Source organism: Paraburkholderia sp. BL27I4N3 (genome assembly GCF_003386115.1).
Taxonomy (GTDB): domain Bacteria; phylum Pseudomonadota; class Gammaproteobacteria; order Burkholderiales; family Burkholderiaceae; genus Paraburkholderia.
In genome coordinates this window covers 6,368,122-6,389,125 of the sequence record NZ_QREJ01000001.1, presented here as the reverse complement: position 1 = coordinate 6,389,125, position 21,004 = coordinate 6,368,122, and the positions used below count along the sequence as shown (strand labels likewise).

Genomic DNA, 21,004 nt, shown 5'->3' with positions numbered 1-21,004 from the left:
AAAGTTGGGCCCCGGATTATGTGGAAGATGTTCGGTGCCTTCAATCCCACGACGAACGAACGGGCGCGAAATCGACAGTCGCATCGAAAGTTTTGTGTTTTTACCCAAGATCGGGCAAACGCGCTTCTCAGCGCTCAACCACCTTGAATACCCGATTCTTGTCGAGCGTAGCTGGGTCGAGCGCCTTCTCGCCGCCTTCAGCGGGCAGCGCGGGGCTGACGTCTTCCAATGCGCGGCCTGTGTAGCGGCCCCGTGGCCGAATGACCTTGCCGACCCGGAGTTGCTCGATGCAATGCGCCAGCAAGCCCACGCTCCGCGCCGTTGCGAATAGCGCGAACGACGCGTCGCGCGGCAACGCCAACTGCGCCGCCAATGCGGCAAGCGCAATGTCGATATTCGGCCTGAGGCCGGTCAGTTCGACCACCTTGTTGATGAACGACGTGAGTTCTCGAGGCGGATCGAGCACCTCGAGCAATGCGGCCGCCCGCGCATCGCCGTCCGGGTAGAGGTGATGCCCGAATCCTGGAATGGGCGTAGCCGACTGCAAATGATGCACGACGACATGCTCCGCGCCGAGTCTCCCGACGTCGTCGAACACGGCTCTCACGCGGCCTGACGCATCGCCATGCAGCGGGCCGGAGAGCGTCGCGAGCCCCGTGAGCAGGCATCCCGGCAAGGATGCGCCGGTGGAGGCGGTAATTCTGGCGGCGAACGCCGAACTCGTCGTCTCGTGGTCGGCCACGAGGACCATGGCGCGGCGGATGAGTTCGGCGCCTGCACGGTCCTGGCCCCAACCCAGCGCGAGCCGTTCATGCGTGGGTTGTGCATTCGCATCGCGGCGCGCGCCAAACGCCTGCGCGATCAGCGCCACGAGCCGGCCTGCCTCGACATGCAGTGCACTGTCGGTGCGTCCGAGGGTGGAATGACCGCAGGCCGCGAGCGCCGCCAGCGACGTGAACGCGCATTGCCGGCCGCGCTCGTCGCCCTGTAGCGGCAGGTCACCGGGTTCGAAGGAGACGGGCCCGCGCGCGTTCCAGAGTATGGCCGCCACGTCTTCGAGCGTCGCCGTGTCCGAAAGCCGGATGCTATCCCGTCCGCGGTAATACGCCCGCCCTTTCGAGAAGGTGGTGATGCCGCTGTAAATGCACGGCTCGGTGCCGAATATGGTTCCGGCGGCGAGCGCCTCGCGCTTGCGTCCAACCTGTTTTTTGCGGCACAGACCGGCCACGTCTTCCGCACGATAAAGGCTCTTGCGCGGGTCATTCGGATCCGGCATGACCGCGATGTTGCCTCGACTGACGTACGCATAGATAGTTTGCGCCTGCACGCCGAGTTGTCGAGCCGCTTCAGTCAGCGTGATCCAGTTTCGCATGGGATGGCAGGCAAGGTGATGCAGCGGAACGGGCAGCAGAGCCGTTGCCAGGCGGATCGCGCCGTACCTTCGAGCGCAACCGGTCGAGCGTCAATATTGACGGCTTTTCAGGTAAAAGTCATCTCGGCGGGTCGCCGCTCAAGGATCTCGACCAGAATGTCCCCCGGCGAACGCACGAAGCAGGCTCTCACGCCGGGGCGAACCTGCCTGATCGGCTCGACGATTTCCGCGTCGCAGCGCGACAGATGCTCGAACGCGGCGTCGAGATCATCCACGACCACACCGAAATGATCGATGCCCTGTTTTCGCTCGCCATCGGCGCGGCCGGTTTGCGCGCTCGCCAACGCCGTGATGAAAAGGTTGATGCTGCCGATGCGCAAATCCACCCGCCCCGGACGACGCACGATCTCGGCGTTCAGACAGCGCGCAAACCATGCGGCGGTGGCTTCGGCGTCGGCCGAGCACAGTTGCAGATGATCCCACTTGAATTCAATCATACGATTTCACCGATGGTCAGAGGCATCATAGTTCGATGCGGGAGAGTTTCCCCAGCAGCACGGAGTACGAGAACGCGCCGAGCAGGCATATCGCGCCCATCAGGTTGAGAGCCCAGTAGAAATGGCCGGTGTGGTGAGTGATATAGCCGATCATGAGCGGTGTCGTCACGCCCGCAATATTGGCCGCGAGGCTGGTGATGCTGCTGGTGAGTCCCACGTATTGGCGCGGCGCGATTTCGGAAACGGCGGCCCACGACATCGACCCGACACCCTGCGCGAAGAACGCGATAGTCAGGATGGCGATCACCGCCTCGTTCGACTCGACAAAATTGACGAGCATGATCGATGCTCCCAGCAGCGTGCCGATAATGAGCGGCGTCTTGCGTGCCGTGGAAATCGATACTCCGCGTCGAATGAAAAAATCCGAGAGGGAGCCCGCTAGGAGAATGCCGGCCGTCGCACCGATAAAGGGGAGTGCCTGGAAAATGCCGACCTTGATCATCGACATGTGCCGCGCTTCGATCAGATAGGTCATGAACCACGTGGTGAAGAAGACAAGCAACGTGTTGTTGCAGAACTTGCCCATGCAGATGGCGAGGATCTGCCGGTAACCGAGCAGCTTGAGCGCCATACGCCAGTCGAACTTCTCGCGGGGCTTGCGCGCAGCCGTCGAGCCGTCGCTGATGTATTGAAGTTCGGCGGCGTTCACACCCGTGTGCTGATGCGGATCGCGATAGACCCGGTACCAGACAAGACTGAATAGTATGCCGACGCCGCCCGTGACGTAGAAGACCATGCGCCAGCCATACGCGGCGGAAATCCACAGCAACAGGCCGGTGAACAACGGCGTGCCTATGTATTGCCCCATGACATAGACGCTGGTCGCGAAGCCGCGCTCGCGGGCGGGAAACCACAACGTCACGGCGCGCGCGTTCGAAGGGAACGCCGGCGCTTCCAGCGCGCCGATGGCGAGCCGCGAACCGAGCAGCATGTGATAGCCGCTCGCGAGACCTTGCGTCAGCGTGGCGAACGACCAGCCGACGAGGGACAGCGCATAAGCGACACGCGAGCCGAGAATGTCGGTCAGTATGCCGCCGGGCACCAGCCCGATGGAGTAGGCGAGGCCGAATGCGGCAAACAGCTCGCCCATCTGCATCTTGTCCAGCGCGAGGCCTTTCGAGAGGCCCGGCGCGACGATGCCGAGCGCCGACCTGTCCACGTAGTTGAGGATGGTTGCCGCGAGCAGCATCGAGAGCACGACGTATCGCACTCTGGAGCGCTTCGTGGTATCCGCGTAAGCCGGGTTTCGCGCCGACAATGTTTGTTCGTCTACGACTTTCATCGGTGTCTCCAGTACATTGGCCGGTTGTTCTTTTTATAGTGGCGTGAGGGCGGTTTATCCGCGGCCGACGAACGGCATCGCGCTCGCCATGATGGTCATGTTGAGAACATTGGCTTCGAGCGGAAGACTGGCCATATGCACGACGGCGTTCGCGACGTGCGTCACATCCATTCTTGCTTCAGGCGCCATGCGTCCGTCCGCTTGCAGTACGCCGCGGTTCATGCGTTCCGTGAGCGATGTGGCCGCATTACCGATATCGATCTGGCCGCAGGCGATGTTGAACGCACGTCCGTCCAGCGCGATCGAGCGGGTGATTCCGGTGACGGCATGTTTTGTCGCCGTATAGGCGATGGTATGCGGCCTCGGCGAGTGAGCGGAGATCGATCCGTTGTTGATGATTCGTCCGCCTTGAGGAGACTGCGTTTTCATCAAGCGATAAGCGGCCCGAGCGCACAGAAAGACGCCGGTCAGATTGGTGGCCACGACATCGTTCCAGAAATCGGCATCGTAGTCTTCCAGCGGCACGGCGCCCGCGTTGCGGCCTGCGTTGTTGAAGAGCACGTCGAGCCGGCCGAAGGTCTCGGCTATGCGCGAAAACGCGTGCTCGACCGATGCCGCGTCGGCAACGTCGGCCTGGAATACATGCGCTTCTCCACCGCCCACGCCGATGGTTTCCTTCGTTTCCAGCAGCGGCTCGGCTCTGCGCCCGATCAGCGCAACGGCGAATCCCGCATTGGCGAGCGCCACGGCGGCGGCGCGGCCGATGCCGGAGCCGGCGCCGGTCACAGCAGCAAATTTCTTCGATGCAGGCATTTCACTTCCTCTCGACAGTTCGGTTGAACACGGGAAGCAGAGTTGCATTCGCGCTATCCGTCGAGCAATCTTGATTCATTGAATCAACATCTGGGCGCCTTGCCGATGGGGCGCGCACCAGGGTTTTCCTGATGCGCGTGTTGCCGGCAGCGCGCGGGTTCGGGCTGGGAAGAAAACGAATCGCAACGTGCAGGGTGCGCTGCGAACGAATAAACGGGTGAATCGTTTTCGATAGTTGATTCATCGAATCAACATTGACGGTCCCGCTCGCGGTTTCGTAGTCTCTCGACGTCTGCCTACCCCAAGGAAACATCATGTCGGAAAATAACCGCACCAGGCTGTTGATTGCGCGAAAGGTGCCCACAGCCGTGGCGAATCGCGCGAAGACCGAATTCCATGCCTTCGTGACCGAGTCCGATATGGACGCGTGGTCTGTCGTCGACTTTTGCAAAAAGCACGAGACGCCGGCCGTGTTGATCGGGAAGAAGTCCGGTTTGCAGGCAGAGCATATTGCCGCGCTGCCTTCGACCGTGAAGATCATTGCGAACGCCAGCGCCGGTTTCGATCACATGGACGTGGCGGCCGCCCGCGAGAAGGGAATCGTCGTCACGAACGCACCCGATGCGTTGACCGAATGCACGGCCGATTTTTCCCTGCTGCTCGTGTTGGCGGCCTGCCGGCGCGCGTCCGAATATGAACGGATCATGCGCAACGGCTGGGGCAAATCATTCGGGATGACCGAGATGCTGGGTATGCGCGTGAATGGCAAGACGCTGGGCATTGTCGGATTCGGGCGTATCGGACGCGCGGTCGCGAAGCGTGCGCAGGGGTTCGGCATGCGCGTGATCTATACGGACATCAACCGTGCGGCTGCGTCGCTGGAAAATGGCGCGACCTTCTACAGCAGTCTCGACGACATGCTGCCGCACTGCAACGTGCTGACGCTGCATGTGCCGGGCGGGGGCGCCCCGTTGATGACGAAAAAGGAATTTGCGCTCCTGCCGACCGGCGCGGTTTTTGTCAACGCGGCGCGTGGTGCACTGGTGGACGAAGACGCGCTCTACGAAGCGCTGACTTCGGGACATCTATTCGGCGCAGGGCTGGACGTGTACCGGAATGAGCCCACGGTCGATAAGCGGTTCGCCGGACTCGACAATGTGTTCCTGACGCCTCACATGGCGAGCGCCACGATGGAGACTCGGGATCAGATGGGTTTCACGGCGCTGGACAATGTTGCCGCCGTGCTGGATGAGCGGCCTGCCTTGAATCCGGTCTGACGTTCGCTGCCTCGAATACCTGTCGGGCCCGCTCCATTCGAATACGGCTTATGGATTGTTCGGTGCGCTTGCGCCCACCGCAATGAGGCGCGGTGGGCGCAAGCGCTGGAGCGACAGACTAGCCGTCCGCCCGGCACGGCTTACCTGTTGGTGTTATTCAGTGTTCGCTCGGTCTGATGGCAGGGTCGCTTTCCACCACGTCATGGGTCGCTGCCCAGTACGGCTGGCGATTGTAGTAGCTGTAAGTCGACTCTCCCCACTTCGCGTCTGCCATCGTCGGCCAGTGGTCTTTGTCGAAACCCGGGTCGTCTTTCAGACGCTGTGCGGTAATGTCGACGAAGAAGCACTTCTGGTCCGTGTCGAGCGTCAACGCACTCCATGGAATGGCGTGCAGGGTGGAACCCATTCCGAGAAAGCCGCCCTCGGAAAGTACCGCGTAGGCGATACGTCCGTTCCTGACGTCCAGCATGATGTCCGAAATTTTCCCGACGTGTTCGCCGTCAGAGGACATGACCTTGTTCCCGTCGAGCGTTGCCGCGGCCATGATGTCCGGTCCCGGCCCTTCGCCGATACCACCACCGACTATTTCCGCTCCGCGGCCGGTGTCACCTTGCGGGTTGATTGAGCCCATGATTTACCTCCTTCGAAAAAGGTAATCCAGTGGCGCGCAAGCGGCGTTCCTGAGTGGAGCAGGTTGGTGTCAGGTCTTTGAGTCGACCCAAATGCGGCCCCAGACAGTGGCGTAATGGATTGCCTGTTCATGGTCGTAGAACAGGTCCAACGAGGCGAAAGCTTGCGGCGGCCGTCCTGGCTGTTCGATAACGAGGTCGGCGGAATGCAGACCATCGCCAGTCGGCGTCGTACTTGCGCGGAGACCATACCCGCGATGAAAGCTGATTCTGGTGGCCGGTGTGTTCGGCAGAATTTGCATTTGATTTTTTGGGGTAGCGACACCCCGCGCTCTCTCAGTGGCGCGATTGTCCCGTCAATATGTGAAGGCTCGATGACGAGAATTCGATTGCCGCTGGAAGCAATTTGTACGACAAAATGCCGGTGCGTGTAAGCCGAGCCGCTATGTCGGGCAGCCGGGGAAATCTCAACTCTGTTCAGCATGCAGGCCCCTCTGTTGGCCTGGGCCGTGTTCGACCCGGCGCACGATGAACGCCGTTTTCAAGCCACATCGACGTGCCGCTGCGAGGTCGCCGTTGGAGTAAGCTGACTGTATTAGAGGCGCGCCATGCCGCGCCGTGTCAGACTGTGGAGCACGTCATGAAAACGCTCGACGCAACGTCGCGCACGGGCCGCGTCGTTGCGTTGGTGGTCTCGTCCGCCGCTTTGTCCGGTTGCTACTACTACGTGCCGTACGGCTACGTTCCCTATGGCGGTGTGCCGACGGTCGCCGGGCAGCAATATCCTTTCTCGACGGCCGGCACAGCGGCAGATGGTGCGGTTGCGTCAGATGCGACGGTGGCCACGAACACCTATATCGCCCCAGCCGTGCCCGTCTACGTCGCGCCTGCGTATTACCCGGTTGCGTATCCCTACTACGGCTCGCCCGCGTGGTGGGGCCCCTCAGTGTCACTGAGTTTCGGCTATTGGGGCGGCTGCTGTTATGGAGGCGGCCGATACGGCTACTGGGGTCACCACGGCTACTGGGGGCACGGATATCCGGGCGGTTGGGGCGGTCATGGCGGCTGGGGTGGCGGCGGATATCCAGGGCACGGTATGGGCGGCGGCCACTACTATGGCGGTGGCGGAGGCCACGGGCGTTCGCATTGAACGCCCGGAGCGACGCACCCTGTCAGATCAGGACGCCCGAACTGTCGCGAGGCGTGTGCCCGCGAACGGGTCACGACTCCAGTCGATGACAGGCCGTTGACGGCTAGCCGATGTCGACGGTTTGTCGATCGCAAAGTGCGCCAGTGATTGCCCAGCGCTCGTGGCTTGCTTAAGCCACTGCGGCATGTCGCCCTTGCCGTCCCAGGTGTCGCCGAAAGCACTGCGATATCGCGCCGACTTTTGACGCGCCCTGTCTTCGGCGATTGCCGCCTTGAGGTCGCCCACCTTGATGCCCACGGTGGTCATCTTGCGGCGCAGATAAGCGATCATGCTGAGGCGTTTCTGCTCGTCCATGTCGTTCCCCTTCGAAGTTCCAGCCTTGTAGCGGGCTCGTGTTGTCTTGCCTTGCCGACACGTCCCGTCACCACACAATTCGGATGTGGGAAGTATCGTGTCGACGAAAGTCGGTGTCGATGTGCGATTTCTGAAAACACTGTTGCAGGCAGAGTGCAAAAACTTTCGCGACCCTTGATGACAGCTCCGATCTCGACGCGCCACGAAAATCGCTGCCGTGTTGTGTGGAGGTATCGGGTCAAAAAACATTCGCTTTCGTTTCGACTTTCTGCGCCCTATAACGTATTTGCAGGGGCGACTATTGCGTGTCGGTGGGTCCATGAAATCCATCGACATTGCCTGTTCGCACGCCATCCCGCGTCCACAGACCTTCGCTTGGCGCACTGCGCTTCGCTTCTTCCCAATTGCCTGAAACTTTGGCCTCGGGCGATTGGCCCACGGATTCGAAGACGGCTTCGCATCCGTACATCCTGTATAGATTTGAACCGCGCGACACGCGAATAACCAATCACATGGATGGAACTCAATCTAGCTTAAGGAGCCGACATGAAATTACGATCGATGGGTGCTTCTGCTTTCGGATTGTTTATTGTGGCGGGGTTGGCGTATGCGCAAAGCATGCCCGATGCTGCACAACCCGCCCCCCAGCAAAGCGCCGCAACTCAGGCTGATTCTTCGCCCAGTAGGGGGATGGAGGCCTACGGCGGCACGCCGGATACCCGTATGCAAAGCGGCGCGAGACATGCCAGGTCGTGCAGGGTGGACCCGCAATGCAACGTTTTTTTCGGGGGCAGCTAAAACCAGCCGGCGGCGCGCGAGTCGGCAGCAGACGGTCCTGTCTGCTCGCGTCGGAAAAGGGACCGGCACCGCTGGGCGGGCTGGCCGGCTCCGCTTTTCATCCATTGAGGTTCGCGCGCGTTCTGGTATGACAGGTGTTTGGATAGGCGAAGCGTCCGCCGGCTTCAGGAGCCGGCGGAAAACGCTTTGCGCTCCGAGTTTGAGTGCTCGGGAATCTTGATCTCGAGGTATGGGCCAGCAGCGGCACGCGTCAGGACGTCGACCGTGGTCCGGGCCAAGGCCAGCCTCTTTTCTCATCGCGCGCATTGACTTCCGCGGCCGGCACGACCTTAGCCGGTGCGTCGACCGGACCCACCTCATTAGGGACATCGCGCAATGGTTCAGCCGGAGCGTCTTTACTATGATTCGACAGTCCGGTGCCGAACCAATTTACTTTCTTCCGGAGGTAGCCGGCATACGCATTCCAGCCCTCGGGATTTCCGTCGAACAGGTTCCGCTGAACGGCCGATGCCAGAGCGTCACGGTTGAGTTCCGCCGCGAGCAACTCACTCGGCCATAAGAAAAATGAGCGGCCGACGTGTGTGCTGAATTCGGCCACCGTCATTGTCGGTGCCAAGGCTTTGAGGAACGCGAAGTCCTGCAGTGAAGCATGTTTCTGCACAAGATGGGCCACTGCGGCGCCCGGTTCGTTCGCGTCGTTTAAACAGTTCAACGCGGCGAGAATGTCGCCCAGGTGAAGCAGCAGTTCTCGTCGATCAAATCGATCGTCGATCGCAGAGTGTCCGGTCATTTCGTCCTTGGCTGAAGTGCGCTGTCTCGTGGTGCTGTTCTGAAGCAACCCTACGCAGCGTTAGTCGCTTCTCGATACATCCGGTTCAGGAAAAAGAAATGCGAACCGAAGTTCGCATTGGTAGACACAAAAAGTCTGGAAAGACGCAGGGTCTTAGTGAACGGCGGACACGCTCGTCACGAACTGCTTGGCGGCCTTGTTAGCCGATTCATACGTTGCATTCGCTGCCGAGAGAACCGAGTTCCACGCGGCAATAGCGGATTCGCTTCCTGCCGGCGTGTTCTTCTGAAGGCTTTCCACGAAACCTTGCGCGTCCCGTTGGAACTGCTGGCCTTGCGCGGTCGCTGCGGCGGAGATTTCGCTCTGAACGCCGGACACGATTTCATGAACCTGGCGGCCGTATGCCACCACCTTTTCCGCCACAGGCTGGGAGAGGCTTGCTTGCAGCGCGAACAGCGCGCCCGGGTTGCCCGCTGAAAGTGCTTTGGTGACGATTTCCTGGTTTTCGGCGAGGACCGCTTTGCCAACTTGCAAATTCAACGCGACCAGCTGCTCGAAACCTGCAAATGCTTTGTTCGTCAGGCCGAAAAGCGCCTCGAGGCTGGACTGTTGGGCGGCAACCAATTGTTGGGGAATAAGCGTGCTCATCACTGCTCCGTAAAGGTAAGGCGGCAAGAGTGCGAGGGGCTCTGAATGAAAACAAAACCGCGCGCCAAGAGGGGAAACGTAAATTGCTGCGCTGCAACAAAACCCATTGTACGGGGGAATATTGGGATGTCAATCGGTTTCGTCGTGTGGTCGAAGAATTTCTTTGCGGCTGCCAGTGCACCTCTCGCAAGACGACGCCAGCCGGGCCTGATGACGCGGGCTCCGTTGAATCAATTCGCCGCTACGCTGTCTGGACAGAGGTCACGGCCCAAGCTCGACGGACTGCGACGATGAGTGCTCGGGTGGCTAAACTACGGTTTCCCGGCAGTGCTGTGACGGACGCCGAATCATTGAGGCCGCACTCACGCATCGCCCCAGGACACCCTCTTGATATGAAAAACAAAGGAGAGAATGCATGCCGAGCGTTGAACGAGCACGATCAGCTACGCTTATCGACTCTATCTGGCGCATGGTGCTTCGCCTCGGATTCCAGCTCGCTCGCGTCTGGTGGCACGTTCGGCGGCCTCGTCACGAAGGCGCGCTAGTAGCAATCTACGTCGGGCGCTCGCTATTACTCGTGAAATCGTCGTACCGGGCCGAGTGGAATTTTCCCGGCGGAAGCGTGCGGCCCGGTGAGGCTCCTGATGCGGCAGCGCGGCGCGAAATGGAAGAGGAAATTGGCCTGTCGTCTGGCACACTAGTCGCCGCGGGCAGTGTTTTCGGCGTTTGGGATGGGCGAAAAGACCAGGTGCATTTCTTTGAACTGCACCTCGATCGCATGCCGGAGTTGCGGCTTGATAATCGTGAGATTGTCGCCGCGCATCTGGCATCGCCAGAGGAATTGCACGGCATCGCGCTGACGAAGGCGGTCACTGCGTATCTTGGCAAGAATGTCCGCGGTTAGTCGGTCCTTTTCCTGTTGGGCCATCTCGACGGCTCCAGGTGACGGGCGATAGCCGGCCGGTCACGCCTGATCTTGTCCTTGGCTGCATGCGATCAAACGACACCTGCCTCGCTCGGCTGAAGTCGATTGGCGCGCTCAGCCTAGCCACTTGCATGCGAATTCAGCGACCAGCGCCGCGCCTGCAAATACCGTGGCAAGCCAGCACAACGCGCGCAAAGTCCAATGCGCACTGAGATCGCCCACTGCCGAACGTTTCATGCTCAGCAGCACAAGCATCACCATGACAGGCGTAGCTGTAGAGCCGTTGAGCACAGCGCTCCAGTAAAGCACCCGCACAGGCTCGATCGGCACGAGCGTCAGTGCCACGCCAATCATGACGCCAAGCGCCATCACGACAAGCAGCGCCCGCGCAACCGGCCGGTTGCGTTGCCTGCCGGCGCGCCGGTCCCGCGCACTCACCGCGGCGTTGGCCGCGGACCCGGCGAGGGGTGGCAGCGCGAGCAGCCCCGTACCGATGAACGCCAGCCCGAGCACGTGCGTCGCATATCCACCAGCTAGCGGCCGCAGTACGCTCGCGGCATCCTGGACGTCGACAAGACCATGGCCGCTCACGTGAAGTGTCAACGCGGCCGCTGCCATGATGAATAAGCCAATGGCGTTCGAGAGGATCGTTCTGACGAGCGTGTCGCCGCGCAATTTCTTCAACTGAAGGTCGCTCCGTGCGCGGTCCGGGACGGCCGCTTGAGGCGAGTGTTCTTCGATCTGCTGTTCGGCTTGGGCGAACAGCAGATACGGGCTGATTGTCGTACCCAGCACCGCCAACAGCATTTTGAAGTAGTCGACGCTCCATGTGATTCGCGGCACGACCGCGTGTAGAGCGAGCGTTGTCCATGACGGATGGCTTGTCAGCGTAACGCCGACGTATGCAAACAGGCACGCTGCGAGCCACTTGAGAATCCGCGCATAGCGCGCGTAGGGCACGAACCACTGGAGCGCAATCGACAGCATGCCGAAGACCGCGGCGAACAGCGGTACTGAACCGTGCCATAGGAGTTGCGCGCCGACCCCCATCGCGACGACGTCGGCCGCGATATTGAGAATGTTGGCAACGAGAAAGCGCGTCACGGCGAGATAGAACAGGAGCCGCGAATAATGCTCGCGCATGTTCAGCGTCAACCCTTTACCCGTCTGCGCGGCGATTCGTGCCGCGACAAGCTGGAACGCCACCATCGATGGATACGACAGGGCACACATCCACAGCATGTCGTAACCGAATTGCGCCCCGGCTAGCGAATACGTCACCACACCGCTAGGGTCGTTGTCTGTGGCGGTTGAAACCAGTCCCGGGCCGACATGGGTGGCCCACGAATGCGCCGGCAACTCGTCGCGCGCATTCACACTTCGTTCATGTTCGCCCGCTGCAGACATGGTTCTCCTTGCGCCGCCGCTGGCAAAACCCGGCCGTCTCGTGCGACTGGCTTACCTTCGCTGACGCTTATCTTTGGTTGTTGCCGGGATGCCATTCAGGCGGCCGCATTCGTGCTGTTCGTTAAGTCAGGTGATTGCCGCCAGTCGCGCCATACGCCTCGCCTGTTATCGAGTCTCTACTGCTGCGACGCCAGCAGCATTTTGCTTCGACGCACTTTTTGTGCCGGACTTGTTGCCGTGCCGTGCCGGTATTCCTCCGGAGAGGGAGCGCCAATTGGTTGTGTCCGAGCGCTTTTCCGCGCGCATGAGGACAGTCTCCCGCAGGATCGACCGTGCGCTGGGAACGAGCGTTGCTCTTCCCCTATGGTTACCGCCTTGTTCACAGTGCCGCCGAAAAAGGTAATCGAATGAAACTTCGCGTGGGTTATGAGTTGGTGTACGAGTGTGCGCAATCGACGCCGATGCTTCTGATGCTGAATACGCACAGCTCCCGCGCTCCAGACATGGTCGTTCCTGATCACGTCATTACGCATCCCTGGGTTTCGCTTCGGCAGTATCACGACTCGTTCGGCAACCTTTGCACACGTCTTACCGCCCCGCCCGGGGTGCTCACGCTATCGGCGCGCGGCGTATTCGAGGTGCCGCCGCATCACGAGCTAATCGGGTCCAACAACTATCAGAACGCAGTTGAAGAGTTACCCGACGAATGCTTGATGTTTCTGCTCGGCAGCCGCTACTGTGAGACTGATTTGCTTTCGGAGGTTGCGTGGCAAATGTTCGGCCACACGCCGCTCGGCGGAGCTCGCGTCCAGGCGATTTGCGACTTCGTGCACAGCCATATCCGCTTCGACTACAACTGCGCGCGGCCCACCAAAACAGCATGGCAAACGTGGCAGGACGGTGTCGGCGTCTGCCGCGACTACGCGCATCTCGCGGTCGCGCTGTGCCGTGCGATGAACATTCCTGCGCGCTATTGCACCGGCTACATCAGCGATGTGGGTCTTCCGCCTCCCTATCCACCGATGGACTTCTGCGCCTGGTTTGAGGCGTATCTGGGAAACAGCTGGGAAACTTCGATCCGCGGAACAATGCGCCGCGCACGGGGCGCATCCTGATGGCACGCGGCAGGGATGCCGCCGATGTCGCGATCAGCAATACGTTCGGACCGACGTCGCTTACCCGATTTATGGTCGTTTGCGAGCCAGATGGATGAGCGCTGAGCGGTCGTTGCCGGTATCGTCGCCGACGGTTTATGTCCCGGCCGATAATCAAAAGATGAAGGCGCGTCGTCATCGATTGGCTGGTGGTTTCAACGAGCAGGGAGCGGGAATGGTCGTTGCGGGCGCATTCTTTCAAGTCTTCAGGAAATGATAAAAGTGAGATTCGAGGCAGTCTGTGAGAAGCCTGCGGAATTAGGTCGGCTCGAAAACCTGATCTTATGAATTGATCGGGCGAGAGCCGGCCGAAGCGTTTCAGGCGCCACGCGTCGGTCGCCTGGCGCCTGACCGAATCTTGAACTTCGTGTCGCCTCCCACGTCGCGTTAAGTCCCACGCTGAGTAGGCACGCGGGTTGCGAAAGATCGTGCTGAACCGCTGCAAGCAGCCGCGTTGCAGTCAACCCTATAGCCGAGGAGATCGACATGGAAACCACGAAACAGGACAAAACAGAAACGGGCTCGGGCGCGCTCGACGCGCTCGCTTTCCTCGAGGCCGAACATCGCGCTGTGGAAAAACTATTCAAGGCATTCGAGAAAGCAGCCGACGACGATCTTGAAGCAAAGTCGGCGCTCGCGCAGCGTGCCTGCGAAGAGCTTTCCATTCACACGATGCTCGAAGAGGAGTTGCTTTATCCGGCCGCCCAGGAAGCGTTACCTGACAGCGACGCGATAGACGTCGAGGAAGCCTATGTCGAACATTTCCTCGTCAAGACCTTGATCGCCAAATTTGAAACCATGAAGGCTGGCGACAAGGGCTTTGATGCGACCTTTAAAGTGATGAGCGAGATGGTGGGCCATCATGTCGAGGAAGAAGAGGAGGAACTCTTTCCGGAGCTGCGCAAAACTAGCTGCAATCTCCGCGCACTGGGTGAAAAAATGGCCAAGCGTAAGGCGGAATTGCAGAGCAAGCTGGATGCGGCAGGTAGCAGGCTGGTCGGCGACAGGTCACTTACTGCCTAAGGCAACGCTGATTAAGTCCACCGATCCGGTACGTCAAGCGTTATAGAGATCGGATTGAATGAGGAAGGCGAACCAGGATGAAGCAGCAGACGCTGGCGATGGCAGCCGATCAAGGTGCGGGTTTTGAGACGCACCGCAAACGCACGCGGCGCGACGAGTTTCTCGACACGATGAATGCGATCGTGCCATGGGCGCAGTTGTGCGCGGTGATCGAGCCGCACTATCCGAAACGCGGCAATGGCCGCCCGCCAATTGGTCTGGAGCGCATGTTGCGGATTCACTTCATCCAGCACTGGTTCAATCTGGCCGACTTCGCCTGCGAAGAGGCACTGTACGACAGTGCTAGCCTGCGTCGCTTTGTGGGTATTGATCTGGGCTGCGAAGCCGTGCCGGACGCGACGACGCTGCTCAAATTCCGGCGCCTGCTGGAGACCCACCAACTGGGTGAGCAGCTCTTCGCCGAAGTGGGCCGGGTACTTCAGGCCAGCGGCATGAAGCTCAGGAGCGGCACCATCGTGGACGCCACGATCATCGGTGCGCCGAGCTCGACAAAGAATGAACAGAAGGCGCGCGACCCCGAGATGCATCAGACCCGCAAGGGTAAGCAGTGGTACTTCGGCATGAAGCTGCACATTGGTGTCGATAGCCAAAGCGGGCTGGCGCACAGCGCAGTGCTCACTCCGGCCAACGTGCATGACAAGCACCCGCTGCCGCAATTGCTGCACGGCCAGGAGCAGCGCGTCTACGGCGACAGCGCCTATGCGAGCCAGAAAGACCTGATTCACGGCAAGGCGCCGAAGGCACGCGACTTCACCAATCAGCGGACGCGTCGTGCGGGCGGAGAAGTCGACGAGGTGCAGCGCGGCAGGAATCGCAACAAGTCGAAGATCCGGGCCCGGGTCGAGCATGTCTTTGCGGTCGTGAAGCGACTATGGGGATTTACGAAGGTGCGCTATCGCGGGTTGGCAAAGAACGCCAACCGGGCGTTCGTCGCGCTCGCGCTGGCCAACGTCTACCTGTCGCGCAGGCAACTGACGGCATCGGTACGCCCATAGTGGGCCAAAGGCGGGCAAAGTGCCCGCCCACAAGGCCCGCGAGGGCCGCAAAGCAACGGCGCAAGCTCGGCCTCATGACTTGACGACGTTCAAATTGCTAACGCGTCGCCAATTTCGCGGCTTGTTCAGTGTAGCCCTAACTCCGGATGCGCGATAACCGGCGCATGCGAGCCACGCTTTGGGACGATGCCCATGGCGCAACGGGCGCTGCGCTATCAATTGCCGATACTGCAATAGAGCGAGATTTTCAGCGGCTGCGAACGCATTGACGCGACGCGCCGCCCCTTTATCTTCCCCGCTCTGCATCTATTCCGCTGCTACAACGCTCGTACCGGGCGAAGCGTTCTTCGCGATGTTCTCGGCGAATTCCAGTGCGTCACGCTGATACCGCTGGTGCTGGGACGGCGCGGTTGCAGACAACGCAGTCTGAACGCCTGACATGATTTCGTAGACGTGACGGTTATATGCCGCGATTTTCTCCGCAGTGGGCTTTGCGAGGCTTGCCGATAACGCAAACAGTTCTTCGGGCCTCGAGGACAACGCCTTGGCCATCAACGCCTGGTTTTCAGCGAGCGTCGCTTTGACCACCTGCAGATTCAACGCGGTCAGCTTTTCGATGCCATCGAACGCGTTGCTCGAGAACGCGAATAGCTGCGTGATAGCAGCGGTCTGTGTGTCGGCCAAACGTAGGGGGTTTAGTGTATTCACGGATGCTCCAGATGGGAGAACGACGAGTGTTTGAAGTTGGATGAATTTGCGGGCGCGTACCGCGGGCAAAACAATTCCTGCGGTACAAGCAAAGGTAAATTCTGGCAAATGGGGCTCCTCGACGGAGCCCCTCTTACGTCCAAATCGCGGCGGCATCAAACTAGCGCGAATCAAACGAGCCGACCACGGGCGATGTCAATCGGTACGTTAATCAGTTTCCGCCGGAACCAGGGTTTGTAGCCGACGCCGGCGTGGCGGCGCTGGGCTTCTTATGCATCATCTTCTTGTTCGAGGTGGCTCCGGAAGTCGCCATGCTGTTTGTCCCGGAGGCGCCCGAAACCGTGTCAGTTGAACTGTTTGCATTGGGCTTACTCATGCCAGTTCCGCCTTGACCCGCGGCTGCCCCTCCGCCCGCGCCTTGTGCATAGGCGCTTCCTGAGATGGCTACAAATAGTGCCGAAATGAAAATACCTTTTGTGACTTTCATAAGAGTCTCCTCAAACATTTAGCAGTTGCCGGGATCGGCACAACGTCCGCGTCTCCATTCGCGCAATTCCTGTGCCGTGAGCGGGGGGCGCCGCCGCACCGCGAAATGAACATGCCGATTTCTCCTTGCGGTAGGTCGTAGGCCTCTGCATTCACATCTGGCGTATCGCGTCGGGAGTCCGTATAGCCGCGTGTCTGACGGTGGTTCGGCTCGGCGCCCCACGCGGGCCCGAACGTTGCTGTGAGCAAGCTAGCTGCGACCTGCCAAGGCACACCGCTTACGTCATTACTGCTTCTGGAGATTGTCATGACCGACACGCATCGTCCTACGCCACCTTTTCCCGATCAGCAGCAGGATCAGACACCCGGACAAACCGCGCCGATGAAGCCGCAACCGGATCACGGCGAGAAGTCGTACAAGGGTTCGGGCCGCCTTGCGGGCAAGGCGGCCATCATTACCGGTGGCGACAGCGGCATTGGCCGTGCCGTCGCGATCGCGTTCGCGCGCGAGGGCGCGGACGTGTTGATCAGCTACCTCAATGAAGACGACGATGCGCGTGAAACCGCGCGCTGGGTGGAGGAGGCTGGCCGCAAGGCGTTGCTGCTGCGCGGTGACATCACCAACCCGGCGCATTGCAAGGAGATCGTCGAACGGGCGGTCGAGGCATTCGGGCGGCTCGACGTGCTGGTCAACAATGCGGCCTATCAGATGAGCTATCCATCGCTCGAAGATATTAGCGACGAAGAATGGGACAAGACCTTCGATACCAACATCGGTGCGATGTTCAGAATTACGCGGGCCGCGTTGAAGTATATGAAGCCTGGCGCCTCGATCGTGAATACGTCGTCGATTAACGCGGATCATCCGAATCCCGGGTTGATCGCCTACGCGACTACCAAGGGCGCGATTCAGAATTTCACTGGCGGCCTGGCTCAATTGCTGGCGGAGCGGGGCATACGGGCGAACTGTGTCGCGCCGGGTCCGATCTGGACGCCTTTGATTCCGTCGACCATGCCGGCCGAGAAAGTGCAGAAGTTCGGCGAACAGGTGCCGATGAAACGCCCGGGTCAGCCGGCCGAACTGGCCGCAGCCTATGTGATGCTGGCCTCCGATGAAGCCAGCTATATCTCGGGCGCAACGATCGCGGTGACGGGCGGGGCGCCGATTATCTGAGCCGGTGAAGCCGTCATAGGAATTACTCCGGGCAGGCGTTGCTTCGATCGGCTGATTGGCGCGAGCGAGCAAGCAAGCAGGGGAGCTTTCGTGCGCGTCGCCTGGACCGCGACGCATGTTCCTTGCAAATGGCAGACGGCGCATTCACATCGGCTTGGAGATAGTTGGCATCGGCAATCGAAGACCTCGTCGTCGCGGCGCGGCCCGATATTTGCTGCTGCGTCCTTACACCAGCGCAGCGTTTTTGCGCGCGGTAGTTCGACTGCGGATCTGTCGGCGGGGGCCAAGAGGAGACATGCATGCGATTGACGACGGCTGTTGCCCAACGCGTTTTTGTCGGCATTCGTTTCGTTGCTTTGACTCTGTCGGCTACGAGCGCTCAAGCCCGTCCGAGCGCGCCACTCAACTATTTCCTCCACACCGCGGGACCCGCCGCCGCGCCGACCATGCATTTAGGCTGGCTCATGGCAGGTGTTTCAGTGACGGTGACAGTGGTCATTGCAGGCTTGCTGATCGCCGCGATCGCTCGCAAACGTCCCACCGCCGCCAGCGATTCGCTTAACGCCGAATCCGGCGGCATGCGCTGGATTTATATCGGCACGGGCGTTTCGTCGGTGGCCTTGCTGGCGATGCTGGTCTATATCCTCATCACACTGCAGGCGGTCGCAACGCCTGCCACGCATCCTCAGTTGACCATCAGCGTGACTGCTTACGACTGGTGGTGGAAAGTCGACTACGCCGACGATCCCGATCCCGCGCGCAACTTCAGCACGGCCAACGAGATCCATATTCCCGTCGGCGAACCTGTAAAGATAGCGTTGAAAAGCGCGGACGTCGTGCACGCTTTCTGGGTGCCGCGACTGGCGGGCAAAACGCAGACGATCCCCGGTCAGACGAACGAGCAATGGATCCAGGCCGATCGAGCGGGCATTTATCGCGGGCAATGCTCGCAGTTCTGCGGCGCACAGCATGCGCACATGGCGTTTGAAGTGGTCGCACAGAGTCCGGCGCATTTCAACGCATGGCGCGACGCGCAGGGAAAAACGGCGGTATCCGCGGCTGACAGCAGCGTCACGGCGGGCCGTCATCTATTCGCCGAGCGCTGCGCCGGTTGCCACACGATTCGCGGCACGGACGCGGACGGTCGGCAAGCGCCCGATCTCACGCATCTGAACTCGCGTCGTCTGATCGCGGCGGGTGTGCTGACTAACACGCCGGATCATCTGCTCGACTGGATTCAACACGCGCAGTCGATCAAACCCGAGTCGTTGATGCCGAGCATCGCGCTCAACGCGGGCGAAGCCGCGGCGCTGTCGGCCTATCTGGCCACACTGCATTAAACCCTTGGCCCGCAATCAGAGGAGCGTCCTTTAATGTCCGATAACGCGAGGCCCGCTCTAACGGCACCCACACGGCAGGCCGCGTGCGAAGCGCTGCCGCTCGAGCGCACGCCGCAGTACGGCCGCGTCATGCCCGGCAGTGCCGGAGAAAAACGTCTGCACGAGATATGGGAAGCGCCGCCGGGATGGCGCGGCTGGCTCTCCACGGTCGATCACAAAACCATCGGTCTGCGCTATCTGGTCACCGCTTTCATTTTCCTGCTGATGGGCGGCATCGAAGCGCTCATCATGCGCATTCAACTGGCGCGGCCCAATGCGACGGTTCTCACGCCCGAGCAATACAACCAGCTCTTTACGATGCACGGCGTGACGATGATCTTCCTGTACGCATTGCCGGTGCTATCCGGTTTCTCGAACTATTTGTGGCCGCTGGTGCTCGGTTCGCGCGACATGGCGTTTCCGCGCCTGAATGCGCTTTCGTACTGGGTGTTCCTGTTTGCCGGCATTTTTTTGTATGCGAGCTTTCCGACCGGACAGGCGCCGGATGCCGGCTGGTTTAACTACGCGCCGCTCTCCGGTCTCGAGTACAGCACCGGACCGAACATCGACGTCTACGCGCTCGGCATGGTGCTGCTCGGCATCTCGACAACGGTCGGCTCGATGAACTTCGTGGTCACGTTGCTACGCATGCGCGCGCCAGGCATGTCGCTGGATCGCATGCCGGTACTGGTGTGGGGCACGCTCACGGCGTCCGGAGGGAATCTGTTGGCGGTGCCGTCGGTGAGCCTGGCGTTCTTTCTGTTGTGGCTCGACCGGCGCATCGGCACGCACTTTTTCGACGTGCTGAACGGCGGACGTCCGCTGCTATGGCAACACCTGTTCTGGATCTTCGCGCATCCCTGGGTCTATGCGGTCGTGCTGCCGGCCATGGGTATCGTCTCCGATGCGTTGCCGGTGTTTTGCCGGCGTCCTCTGGTCGGCTATGGGCCCGTCGCGCTATCGACCGTCGCGACGATGGTGATCGGTTTCGTCGTGTGGATTCACCATATGTTCGCAACCGGAATTCCTGCGCTCGCGCTATCGTTTTTCGGCGCTGCCAGTATGGTGATCGCGATTCCAAGTGCGGTCGCTACCTTTGCGTGGATCGCGACGATCTGGACGGGTCGGCCGGTGTTTCGCGTACCGTTTATGTTTTTCGCGGGCTTCGTGTTTCTGTTCGTGGTGGGCGGCGTGTCTGGCGTGATGACCGCTGCCGTCCCGTTCGACTGGCAGCTCACCGACACGTACTTCGTGGTCGCGCATTTGCATTACGTGCTGCTCGGCATCAACGTGTTTCCCGTGATCGGCGGCATCTATTTCTGGTTTCCGAAATTCACCGGCCGGATGATGAGCGAACGGCTCGGCAAGTTCGGCTTCTGGGTGTTGTTCGCCGGCTTCAATATCGCTTTCTTCCCGATGCATATCGCAGGTCTACTCGGTATGCCCAGGCGTATCTATACGTATCCCGCCGATATGGGCTGGAACACCGTGAATCTCGTTACGTCGCTGGGGTCGTTTCTGTTCGCCGCGGGCGTGCTCATTTTCATGATCGATCTGCTCGTCAGCCTGAAGCGCGGCAAGCCGGCCGGCGACAACCCGTGGGACGCGCCGACGCTCGAATGGTCGGTGAGTTCGCCGCCACCGCCTTACAACTTCGCCGTGGTGCCGACGCTGGCGAGCCGTCATCCGTTATGGGAAGGCCGCATCGAAGAGCCGGGTGTCACGCTTCACACGCGCTCGCGACTGCATGAAGGCTATCTGCTTGCGCAGGGCCGCGAGGCGCTCGGCACAACCGCGCTCGAAGCGAATCCCGACGTGATCCTGAAGATGCCGGGCGATTCATACGCGCCGTTCTGGCTTGCGGTGTTCGCGACGCTGGTATTCGCGGGACTCGCGATGAGCGCATGGACATTTGCCGGCGCGATGCTGCTGGGGTGCGCGGTGTCGATTGTCGTGTGGCTGTGGCCGGAACGTGTGTTGATCCAGCGCGAACCGGCCAGCGTTCAAGACGCGGGAGGCTGAC

Annotated in this window: 20 protein-coding genes and 2 pseudogenes; 9 read left to right on the top strand and 13 right to left on the bottom strand. The window is 60.6% G+C overall.

What is annotated here, in order from left to right; genetic code table 11:
- Positions 1–127: 127 nt before the first annotated feature.
- The 5 genes from B0G71_RS29045 to B0G71_RS41515 form a co-directional block, all read right to left on the bottom strand.
- Positions 128–1,372 (bottom strand): citrate synthase, encoded by a 1,245-nt coding sequence (locus B0G71_RS29045; RefSeq protein WP_116146094.1) that lies wholly within the window; start codon positions 1,370–1,372, stop codon positions 128–130.
- Positions 1,373–1,479: 107 nt separating this feature from the next.
- The gene (locus B0G71_RS29040; RefSeq protein ID WP_116146092.1) at positions 1,480–1,869 is read right to left on the bottom strand and encodes a VOC family protein; all 390 of its coding nucleotides are present in this window, start codon (positions 1,867–1,869) and stop codon (positions 1,480–1,482) included.
- A gap of 25 nt (positions 1,870–1,894) precedes the next feature.
- Positions 1,895–3,211 carry an MFS transporter gene (locus B0G71_RS29035; protein WP_116146091.1) on the bottom strand — a complete coding sequence of 439 codons (1,317 nt, stop codon included), beginning with the start codon at positions 3,209–3,211 and terminating at the stop codon, positions 1,895–1,897.
- 54 nt (positions 3,212–3,265) lie between these two features.
- Entirely contained in the window at positions 3,266–4,024 is a 759-nt protein-coding gene (locus B0G71_RS29030; protein ID WP_116146089.1) for an SDR family oxidoreductase, read from the bottom strand.
- Between the two features lies 1 nt (position 4,025).
- Positions 4,026–4,268 carry a hypothetical protein gene (locus tag B0G71_RS41515; protein ID WP_147439569.1) on the bottom strand — a complete coding sequence of 81 codons (243 nt, stop codon included), beginning with the start codon at positions 4,266–4,268 and terminating at the stop codon, positions 4,026–4,028.
- Positions 4,269–4,338: 70 nt separating this feature from the next.
- Here B0G71_RS41515 and B0G71_RS29025 point away from each other — a divergent pair, with 70 nt between their 5' ends.
- The gene (locus B0G71_RS29025) at positions 4,339–5,301 is read left to right on the top strand and encodes a D-glycerate dehydrogenase (protein WP_116146088.1); all 963 of its coding nucleotides are present in this window, start codon (positions 4,339–4,341) and stop codon (positions 5,299–5,301) included.
- 157 nt (positions 5,302–5,458) lie between these two features.
- On the opposite strand, the gene B0G71_RS29020 is transcribed toward B0G71_RS29025, so the two are convergent.
- Together B0G71_RS29020 and B0G71_RS42150 are read right to left on the bottom strand one after the other, a co-directional pair.
- Positions 5,459–5,932, bottom strand: a complete 474-nt coding sequence (locus B0G71_RS29020; RefSeq protein WP_116146086.1) for a PRC-barrel domain-containing protein — start codon at positions 5,930–5,932, stop codon at positions 5,459–5,461.
- Positions 5,933–6,397: 465 nt separating this feature from the next.
- Positions 6,398–6,517: pseudogene (locus B0G71_RS42150) on the bottom strand (haloacid dehalogenase type II); the annotation flags it as partial.
- A 53-nt stretch (positions 6,518–6,570) separates the two neighbouring features.
- Here B0G71_RS42150 and B0G71_RS29005 point away from each other — a divergent pair.
- Positions 6,571–7,080 carry a hypothetical protein gene (locus tag B0G71_RS29005; RefSeq protein WP_116146084.1) on the top strand — a complete coding sequence of 170 codons (510 nt, stop codon included), beginning with the start codon at positions 6,571–6,573 and terminating at the stop codon, positions 7,078–7,080.
- Between the two features lie 27 nt (positions 7,081–7,107).
- On the opposite strand, the gene B0G71_RS29000 is transcribed toward B0G71_RS29005, so the two are convergent.
- The 3 genes from B0G71_RS29000 to phaP all read right to left on the bottom strand — a co-directional run bounded on the left by B0G71_RS29000 (position 7,108) and on the right by phaP (position 9,670).
- Positions 7,108–7,434: an H-NS family nucleoid-associated regulatory protein gene (locus B0G71_RS29000; protein WP_116146083.1), complete on the bottom strand. Its 327-nt coding sequence runs from the start codon at positions 7,432–7,434 to the stop codon at positions 7,108–7,110.
- Positions 7,435–8,482: 1,048 nt separating this feature from the next.
- Complete coding sequence (locus B0G71_RS28990) at positions 8,483–9,022, bottom strand: hypothetical protein (RefSeq protein ID WP_309546273.1); 540 nt, start codon at positions 9,020–9,022, stop codon at positions 8,483–8,485.
- A gap of 153 nt (positions 9,023–9,175) precedes the next feature.
- Positions 9,176–9,670 carry a TIGR01841 family phasin gene (gene phaP, locus B0G71_RS28985; RefSeq protein ID WP_116146079.1) on the bottom strand — a complete coding sequence of 165 codons (495 nt, stop codon included), beginning with the start codon at positions 9,668–9,670 and terminating at the stop codon, positions 9,176–9,178.
- 415 nt (positions 9,671–10,085) lie between these two features.
- On the opposite strand from phaP, the gene B0G71_RS28980 reads away from it, so the two are divergent.
- Complete coding sequence (locus B0G71_RS28980; protein WP_116146078.1) at positions 10,086–10,574, top strand: NUDIX domain-containing protein; 489 nt, start codon at positions 10,086–10,088, stop codon at positions 10,572–10,574.
- Between the two features lie 135 nt (positions 10,575–10,709).
- Here B0G71_RS28980 and B0G71_RS28975 read toward each other — a convergent pair whose 3' ends face one another.
- Positions 10,710–12,002 carry an NRAMP family divalent metal transporter gene (locus tag B0G71_RS28975; protein WP_116146076.1) on the bottom strand — a complete coding sequence of 431 codons (1,293 nt, stop codon included), beginning with the start codon at positions 12,000–12,002 and terminating at the stop codon, positions 10,710–10,712.
- Between the two features lie 407 nt (positions 12,003–12,409).
- Here B0G71_RS28975 and B0G71_RS28970 point away from each other — a divergent pair.
- From B0G71_RS28970 to B0G71_RS28960, 3 genes and pseudogenes are all read left to right on the top strand, one after another.
- A pseudogene (locus tag B0G71_RS28970) lies at positions 12,410–13,215 on the top strand (transglutaminase family protein).
- Positions 13,216–13,642: 427 nt separating this feature from the next.
- A complete protein-coding gene (locus tag B0G71_RS28965; RefSeq protein ID WP_116146074.1) occupies positions 13,643–14,179 on the top strand; it encodes a hemerythrin domain-containing protein in 537 nt (178 codons plus the stop codon).
- 77 nt (positions 14,180–14,256) lie between these two features.
- A complete protein-coding gene (locus B0G71_RS28960; RefSeq protein WP_116140668.1) occupies positions 14,257–15,234 on the top strand; it encodes an IS5 family transposase in 978 nt (325 codons plus the stop codon).
- Positions 15,235–15,540: 306 nt separating this feature from the next.
- Here the strand turns inward: B0G71_RS28960 and B0G71_RS28955 are convergent, their stop codons facing one another.
- Together B0G71_RS28955 and B0G71_RS28950 are read right to left on the bottom strand one after the other, a co-directional pair.
- Positions 15,541–16,050 carry a phasin family protein gene (locus tag B0G71_RS28955; protein WP_181916841.1) on the bottom strand — a complete coding sequence of 170 codons (510 nt, stop codon included), beginning with the start codon at positions 16,048–16,050 and terminating at the stop codon, positions 15,541–15,543.
- 103 nt (positions 16,051–16,153) lie between these two features.
- A complete protein-coding gene (locus B0G71_RS28950; RefSeq protein WP_116148966.1) occupies positions 16,154–16,429 on the bottom strand; it encodes a hypothetical protein in 276 nt (91 codons plus the stop codon).
- Between the two features lie 306 nt (positions 16,430–16,735).
- On the opposite strand from B0G71_RS28950, the gene B0G71_RS28945 reads away from it, so the two are divergent.
- From B0G71_RS28945 to ctaD, 3 genes are all read left to right on the top strand, one after another.
- Positions 16,736–17,602, top strand: a complete 867-nt coding sequence (locus B0G71_RS28945) for an SDR family oxidoreductase (protein ID WP_116146070.1) — start codon at positions 16,736–16,738, stop codon at positions 17,600–17,602.
- Positions 17,603–17,901: 299 nt separating this feature from the next.
- Positions 17,902–18,942, top strand: a complete 1,041-nt coding sequence (gene coxB / locus B0G71_RS28940; protein WP_116146069.1) for a cytochrome c oxidase subunit II — start codon at positions 17,902–17,904, stop codon at positions 18,940–18,942.
- A 33-nt stretch (positions 18,943–18,975) separates the two neighbouring features.
- Entirely contained in the window at positions 18,976–21,003 is a 2,028-nt protein-coding gene (gene ctaD, locus B0G71_RS28935; RefSeq protein ID WP_116146067.1) for a cytochrome c oxidase subunit I, read from the top strand.
- The last annotated feature ends 1 nt before the right edge of the window (position 21,004 follow it).